Below are 2,250 nucleotides of genomic sequence, written 5' to 3'. Positions count from 1 at the left end.
GATGAAGGCCTTGATGATGGGCGTCAGCAGCGCGACCTCGGCCTCGGCGTCCTTGCGCTCGTCCTCGTCGTCGCTCTTGAGCGCCTTGTCCAGCTGCAGCACCGTGTAGCCCTGCAGCATGCGGCCGCCTTCGGCGAAGGCGCGGGCCGTCAGCAGCATCTTGCGCACGTCGGGGTGCACGATGATGGGATCGGCGGGCTTGTCCGGGGCCTTGGGGCCGGAAAGCGCCCGCATCTGGATGCGGTCCTTGGCATAGGCGACGGCGTTCTGATAGGCCACCTCGGTCAGGCCCAGGGACTGGTTGCCGACACCCAGGCGAGCAGCGTTCATCATGACGAACATGGCGGCCAGGCCCTTGTTGGGCTGGCCCACCAGCGTGCCGTTGGCGCCTTCCAGCACGATCTGCGCGGTGGCGTTGCCGTGGATGCCCATCTTGTGCTCCAGGCCGGCGCAGAAGACGCCGTTTCGGCTGCCCAGTGAGCCGTCCGCGTTGACGTTGAACTTGGGCACGATGAAGAGCGAAATGCCCTTGGAGCCCACGGGCGCGTCCGGCAGGCGGGCCAGCACCAGGTGGACGATGTTCTCGGCCATGTCGTGTTCGCCGGCCGAGATGAAGATCTTCTGGCCGGTGATCTTGTAAGTGCCATCGGCCTGCGGTTCGGCCTTGCTGCGCAGCATGCCGAGGTCGGTGCCGCAATGCGGCTCGGTCAGGCACATGGTGCCGGTCCATTCGCCGCTGGTCAGCTTGGGCAGGTAGGTGGCCTGCTGCTCGGGCGTGCCATGGGCATGCAGGGCTTCATAGGCGCCATGCGAGAGGCCCGGGTACATCGTCCAGGCCTGGTTGGCCGAGTTCAGCATCTCGTAGAAGAACTGGTTCACCAGATGCGGCAGGCCCTGGCCGCCGAACTGCGGATCGCAGCTCAAAGCAGGCCAGCCGCCTTCGACGTACTGCTTGTAGGCTTCCTTGAAGCCCTTGGGCGGCTTGACCTCGTGCGTGGTCTTGTCGAGCGTGCAGCCCTCGGCGTCGCCGCTGAGATTGATGGGCGCAAGCACCTCGGCGGCGAACTTGCCACCCTCCTCAAGCACCGCGTTGATCGTGTCGGCGTCGATGTCTGCATGCGCGGGCAGCATCTTCAGTTCGYCGACGACGTTCAACAGCTCGTGCATGACGAACTGCATGTCACGCATGGGCGGGGTGTACTGGGGCATCGGGGTACTCCTGGAACGGTCAGTGGGTCAAGAAAGGGGKTCAGCGCTTGGCGGTGCCGGTCTTTGGAAGCTTGCGGCTGCCGTCGATGTCGAGGCCAAGCGGCGTGGCGTAGAACTGGATGGCTCGGTCGAAGCCGATGCCGGCGCGTGCCAGCGCACCGGGGATGCGCATGAAGCGCGCGTCGTGGTGCAGGGACAGGATCAGGCCGTGCAGCTCGAAGCAGATCTGCTCGACATCGGCATCGGCTTTCAGATGGCCCTCGCTGATGGCGAGCTGGATGGCCTTTTGCAGCGCCGCATGCCAGGCCTTGACCATGGCCACGAGAGCATCGCGCACCGGGCCGGGCCGGTCGTCGAACTCGACGGCGCCACTGATGTAGATGCAGCCGGAGTCGACCTCGACGGATACGCGGCGCACCCAGCGCTCGAACATCGCGCGCAGGCGCGGCAGGCCGCGCGGCTCGCGGATGGCGGTGAAGAAGACTTCTTCCTCGAACTTGGCGTGATACTCAGTGACGACCGCGATCTGCAGTTCCTCACGCGAGCCGAAGTGGGCGAAGACGCCCGACTTGCTCATGGCTGTCACATCGGCCAGTGCGCCGATGGACAAGCCCTCCAGGCCCATGTGCGAGGCCAGGCCGAGAGCAGCCTCAAGGATGGCGGCACGGGTCTGCTGGCCTTTTTGCAGCGAACGCGCAACGCGCGCCGGCTTCGCAACGCGCAGCGGGGCGGTTTTCTTGGCGGGAGTGGGCAGCGTGGACACGGGCAGAAGGGGCGGAAGCCAGCCTGGAATAAAACGAACGATCGTTCTATTTTGCAGGTCGCTCCCGTGACAGCGCCAGCTTGTCCTACCGATTTCCTAGGGTGATGTGCCTAATACTGCCAACAACCTAGTGCAAACCCCAGCCCCTCGTCCGGTCTCGCGCCGCTGAACGCGGGCGTGCCCGGCCGATCCCCGGGGGGATGGCGATGCATGCGGCATCGAGCCGCATGCACATCGCCCGACGGGCCGGCTAGGGGCGGCCCGTCGCTCGGCCCGAA

2 protein-coding genes are annotated in these 2,250 nt (G+C 65.9%); both read right to left on the bottom strand.

Going from position 1 to position 2,250, the window contains the following annotated elements; genetic code table 11:
* Positions 1 to 1,209 (bottom strand): acyl-CoA dehydrogenase family protein (locus ACXJKR_RS30230; protein ID WP_457325990.1); only part of this gene is annotated, 1,209 nt, incomplete at its 3' end.
* A 40-nt stretch (positions 1,210 to 1,249) separates the two neighbouring features.
* A complete protein-coding gene (locus ACXJKR_RS30225) occupies positions 1,250 to 1,963 on the bottom strand; it encodes a TetR/AcrR family transcriptional regulator (protein WP_457325991.1) in 714 nt (237 codons plus the stop codon).
* Between the last annotated feature and the right edge of the window lie 287 nt (positions 1,964 to 2,250).

This window comes from Roseateles sp. P5_E11 (assembly GCF_054049355.1).
The sequence above is the reverse complement of the archived record's forward strand: the minus strand, read 5'-3'. Positions and strand labels throughout refer to the sequence as shown.